The organism is Clostridium sp. DSM 8431 (genome assembly GCF_900116755.1).
GTDB lineage: Bacteria > Bacillota > Clostridia > Clostridiales > Clostridiaceae > Clostridium.
Genome location: NZ_FPBY01000218.1, coordinates 1 through 5,021, shown reverse-complemented (window position 1 = coordinate 5,021; position 5,021 = coordinate 1). Strand labels below are relative to the sequence as shown.

6 protein-coding genes and 1 pseudogene are annotated in these 5,021 nt (G+C 24.7%); all 7 read left to right on the top strand.

Annotated features, from left to right (window positions below; all coding sequences use genetic code 11):
* Positions 1 to 357 precede the first annotated feature (357 nt).
* Entirely contained in the window at positions 358 to 492 is a 135-nt protein-coding gene (locus BM384_RS18590) for a hypothetical protein (protein ID WP_278280942.1), read from the top strand.
* On the top strand, positions 479 to 1,033 hold the full coding sequence (locus BM384_RS15585; RefSeq protein WP_090014963.1) for an ABC transporter permease family protein: 555 nt from the start codon (positions 479 to 481) through the stop codon (positions 1,031 to 1,033). The genes BM384_RS18590 and BM384_RS15585 overlap by 14 nt, the downstream gene beginning before the upstream one ends.
* A 93-nt stretch (positions 1,034 to 1,126) precedes the next feature.
* Positions 1,127 to 1,405, top strand: coding sequence for a lactococcin 972 family bacteriocin (locus tag BM384_RS15580; RefSeq protein ID WP_090014961.1), 279 nt, complete (start codon positions 1,127 to 1,129; stop codon positions 1,403 to 1,405).
* Between the two features lie 70 nt (positions 1,406 to 1,475).
* Complete coding sequence (locus tag BM384_RS15575) at positions 1,476 to 3,521, top strand: DUF1430 domain-containing protein (RefSeq protein WP_090014959.1); 2,046 nt, start codon at positions 1,476 to 1,478, stop codon at positions 3,519 to 3,521.
* On the top strand, positions 3,522 to 4,157 hold the full coding sequence (locus tag BM384_RS15570) for a putative bacteriocin export ABC transporter (protein ID WP_090014957.1): 636 nt from the start codon (positions 3,522 to 3,524) through the stop codon (positions 4,155 to 4,157).
* A gap of 251 nt (positions 4,158 to 4,408) precedes the next feature.
* Positions 4,409 to 4,708, top strand: a pseudogene (gene tnpA, locus BM384_RS15565) (IS200/IS605 family transposase); the annotation flags it as partial.
* A gap of 83 nt (positions 4,709 to 4,791) precedes the next feature.
* A partial coding sequence (locus tag BM384_RS15560; protein ID WP_139232155.1) for a transposase occupies positions 4,792 to 5,021 on the top strand: 230 nt, incomplete at its 3' end.

Below are 5,021 nucleotides of genomic sequence, written 5' to 3'. Positions count from 1 at the left end.
TATTTAAGAATATTATACATATAATAACTAAAAATAAGCATCGAAAGAAAATTCTAATGTATATCTTAGAAAAAGCTATAAAAATACGCTCACAAATACGCTGCAACCGTTCTTGTGAGCGAAAAAACAAACATCCAAGGAAAAAGCACCATCATAATATTAAATCCTGCATCTAATATTAAAAATAAATACATAATTTAAAATTCACTTTTACCAGTGGATTTATTTAGTGTACCATTTTTTAAGGGGATTTTAAATAGCTATAAAAAATAATATGGTTTTAAAGCACTTTCATCTGCATTAATCTACTAAGTTGACGACATTGCAGGTGCGCTAGATTCTGAAAATGGAAAAAATATGATTTCTCTTTTGATTCAGATGAAGAAAAACTTTGGTTGTGCTCTTATTATTGTTACTCATGATATAAGTATTGGAAAGATGGGAGATAGAAAGCTTTATTTAAAGGATGGTGTACTTAATGAAGTGGTTTGATATTTTTAAATTATATAACTTGAAAAAGTTAAAAAGTGAAAAAATCATATTTATATTATTATCTATATTTATAACTACTTTAATATCTTTATTAGTACCTCAAGTTACTGAAAATACCAAGGAATATATGTATAGCAGTGTTGAAAAGTTAAATGGTGCAGATCTTATGGTTAAAGGAAACTATCCTTCAAAGAAGTTTAATAAAGAATTAGAAAGGCTAAGAGATGAAGGATGTGACATGAAATTTGAAGGTATTTCTGGTAGTTATCTAAAAAAAGATGGAGGCAGAAGTACTGCAGCTAATCTTATTTATGGAGGCTCTGATATTGGCGAAAATCAAATTATTCTTTATAAAACAATTGCTGATAATATGAATGTAAATGTTGGTGACGAAGTAGAGGTGGAATCTACAAATAGTGAATCAAAAAAATATATAGTTAAGGAAATTGAAGATATGCCTTATGCAGTAGACTCAGATTCAAAAGTTTTAAGTTATGGAACTTTAGCTTCTTTTTTTATTTTTTATAATAAAAGAGCTTGACCAATTTGCTTTTTTTGAAATATAATGTAAAACAAAGTAAAAAATGTATTTTGTTTTTGTGAATTTATGTTTATATAAGAGGAGGAAAAGATTATGAAAAAGAAAATTGCATCATTAACAATTGTTGCTACTATGGCTTTAGGCACAGTCACTGCATTAGCAGGAACATCATATCCTGAAGGGGGTACTTGGTCATATGGACGTGGATACTCAAAGTATTATCATACTGAAAAAGTTCATGGTTCTTCTTGCTGTAATGGAAATGGTGATTGGGATCAAGATTATAATGTAGATCCAGGTGACTGGGCAAAATCTTCAGTTACTGCAACTAGAAGTGGTAATAAAGCATTTTATTGTTTAGGTTATAGATAATAACTTACTTTACAAGACTGTACATTAATTTTCATTTATATACAGTCTTGTATTATTTTAAGGAGATTTTATGAAAAAGATAGTATATTTTATTTTTACAATAAGCCTAATATTTTTCTTTATTATGAACTTTTTTGAGTATTCAAATAAGAATGTAGATATTCTTGAAAATAATAAAACTGTAATAGAAATTGAAAAACCACAAAATTTAACTAATGAAGATTTTATCAATAATTTGATTACAATTTTTGCTGATATGAATTCTGATTTAATGTATTTGACAACTGATAATTCAAATATTAAAAGTCACAAAAAATATTATATTACTACTAATACTAACTCAATACCTATAGCTGTTAATAAAGATGCTAAACATATATTAGATAATGGTGAATGTTTATCAACTTTTAATTCTGATTATACTCATGCAATATGTGGTTCATCTTTTTTCTATAATATATCCATATATAATTTCACCGAGATTAAAAAATTTAATCTAGATTTATGTAAATATTATATAGATAAAGATATGAGTAATAAAATAATAAATACACTAAAAGAGAATGGCTTCAACACTAATAAACTTAATGTTGAAAATTCTTCATTTAAGTATATATCCTTACAAACGATGTTTTTACCTGCGTTTTTGTTATTTATTAGCATGACTTTCTATGTTATATCTAGACGTAAAGAAATATTATGTCAAAGGCTACTTGGGTTTTCTAAATTAAATATAGTAATAAAAGATTGTTTTGAAAATATAATACAATTACTAGGCATTACTATACTACTTGAAAGTTTAAATTTACTTATAATAAAAATTTTATATAAGTATAGCTTTTTAGATTATTTTAATTTTACATATAAAAAAGTTATTATTATTTTTATATATGCTATAGTAGTTTTATTTTTAACAAATGTATTTAATATAACTCGTAATTATACAAGCTATCTTAAAGGAAATGATAATAGCTTAGATATATATATAATTACTTTAATTAGTAAATTTATATTTTGTACATTCCTCATTGTAAACTTAAGTTCGATTAGTTCATATATTAGTTCCATATATAATCTTAATAAAATTAATATGACAATTAGTGAAAATACAAAAAATTATGTCACATTACCTGTTAATGTTAGTAATTTTTATATAGGAGATAATAATCAATTAGAACTAAGTAATAAAGCTGAAGAATTTTATAACATTACAGAATCTAAATATGACGGAGTTCTTATTGATAGTAGAGCATATAGAAAAGTTAATAATGAGGATGAAGATGAGGATGATACCCTAAATACTGACAATTATAAAAAGTATATAACTATTAATGGAAATTATCTAAAATTAAATCCACTTTATGATATAGAAAATAACTTAATAGGTTCCTCTTTATTCAATGATGATTATTTAAATATATTAATTCCTGAAAATGAAGATGAAAATAAAATTAAATCATTATATTCAAAGAAATATAAAATTAATTCTAATAATATCAATATTATAAAATACTTAAAAAATCAAAAAATTTATTCATTTAATCCATACTCTGGTGCAGACAACAATGGTCTTATAGATAATCCAATAATATTTATATATAACTCTAAATATTTAAAAAACCAGATGCTTAACTATATTTCTGGACAATATTACTTTTTAAAAATTGATTCAGATAATCCATTCGATGAAATAAGTCCTACTCTATCAACATGTGGATTGGATGCTATAATACATGAAACACCTTATATAAGCAATGTATTTAATGAAAGTATTTCAGAAGTCAAATCAAGTTTAATGCTTTCTTTAATTAACTTTTTTGTATATATAGTTGGGCTAATCATTATGATTATATATAATAGTAAAATATATTTTATTGTTTATAAAAAAGTTATTTCATTAAAACGCATTAATGGATATAATTTTGTAAAAGTTTATAGAATTCCTTTATTGATACAATGGTTACAATTAATATTTCTTATATTAATGCGATTGAAATTTACAATAAATATCTCAATTATATTTATTGTAAGTTTAATTGAATTAATAATATTTATACTCTATTTGAAATCTACTGAAAGAAAAAACATACCTAATATTTTGAAAGGAGATAATTAGATGAATATAATTTCATTAAATAACATAACTAAAACATTTGATAAAAAAATTATATTTAAAAATTTCAACCTCAATATAGAAAAAGGTGAATTTGTATCTATAATGGGACCAAGTGGTAGTGGTAAATCTACTTTACTTAATATAATAGGTCTTTTAGAAAAACCTGATTCAGGAAGTGTACAAATATTAGATCATATTAATCCTAAATTTAATTCTCACATAGGTACTAAACTACTAAGAAAAGAAATAAGTTATTTATTTCAAAACTATGGATTAGTAGAATCAAAAAGCGTTAGATATAACTTAAAGATGGCAACTTACTTTTTAAATCTTTCTAAAACTGAAGAAAATGAAAGAATAAAAGATGCATTAAATAGAGTGGGATTGAAAAATATTGAAGATGAAAAGGTATGTTCATTGAGCGGAGGAGAACAGCAAAGAGTTGCCTTAGCTAAAATAATATTAAAACCTTCAAGCATTATTTTAGCTGATGAGCCAACTGGAAGTTTAGATGCAAATAATAGAGATAGCGTATTACAATTATTAAAGGAATTTAATAAAGAAGGCAAAACTATTATTGTTGTAACTCATGATCCTATAGTTCAAGAATATGCTACAAAAAAAATATGTATATAATTATATCACTATTAAAACTAACTTAATATATAAATTCCATTTAAAACTCTAAACCTTATTTAAATAACTACCAAATTAACTCTTGAAAAATACCTAGATTATATAGTCTAGGTATTTTATTGTAATTAAGAATACCACAGGTTTGACCTGTGGTTCTAAAAGCTTATAGCTATGCGTGAATAAAAAAATAGCTCCCTTGGAATAATATTTTAAGTTTGCCAACTAAAATATTTTCAAGGGAGGTGTCGTTAATGAGCAACGACATAAGTAGTTTAGCACATAGTAAATGGAATTGTAAATATCATATAGTATTTGCACCTAAGTATAGAAGACAGGTGATTTACGGGAAAATTAAAGCAGATATTGGAGTGATATTGCGAAAGCTATGTGAACAAAAAGGTGTAGAAATAATAGAAGCAAATGCATGTAAAGATCATATTCATATGCTGGTAAGCATACCGCCAAAATTGAGCGTAGCTCAATTTATGGGATATCTTAAAGGTAAAAGTTCACTTATGATATTTGATAGGCATGCTAATATGAAGTATAGATAAGCTCTTAAGCCCCGATAATTATTTGGACAAAGCATATTAGTATAGGTTATACTAAATATAGTAATTATTGGAGGTAATTTATGAAAGGAAAAACTTATTCAGAAGAATTTAAGAATCAAATATTAAATGAAGTGAAAGAGGTAGGTAATGTTTCTTTAGTTGGAAGAAAACATGGAATATCTACTAGTACAATTTTTACTTGGATAAGCAAATCAAAGAATAAAGATAAGATTAAGGTAAAACCAGGTAGAAAAGCTTTGATTGAGGGAAAGAATAGTATAGAAGAATTAAATGAAGTAACTCAGGAAAA

Bases quoted from the DNA above. Each gene is read 5' to 3' on its own strand.
- BM384_RS18590 (WP_278280942.1), top strand. From the start codon at position 358: ATGATTTCTCTTTTGATTCAGATGAAGAAAAACTTTGGTTGTGCTCTT.
- BM384_RS15585 (WP_090014963.1), top strand. From the start codon at position 479: ATGAAGTGGTTTGATATTTTTAAATTATATAACTTGAAAAAGTTAAAA.
- BM384_RS15580 (WP_090014961.1), top strand. From the start codon at position 1,127: ATGAAAAAGAAAATTGCATCATTAACAATTGTTGCTACTATGGCTTTA.
- BM384_RS15575 (WP_090014959.1), top strand. From the start codon at position 1,476: ATGAAAAAGATAGTATATTTTATTTTTACAATAAGCCTAATATTTTTC.
- BM384_RS15570 (WP_090014957.1), top strand. From the start codon at position 3,522: ATGAATATAATTTCATTAAATAACATAACTAAAACATTTGATAAAAAA.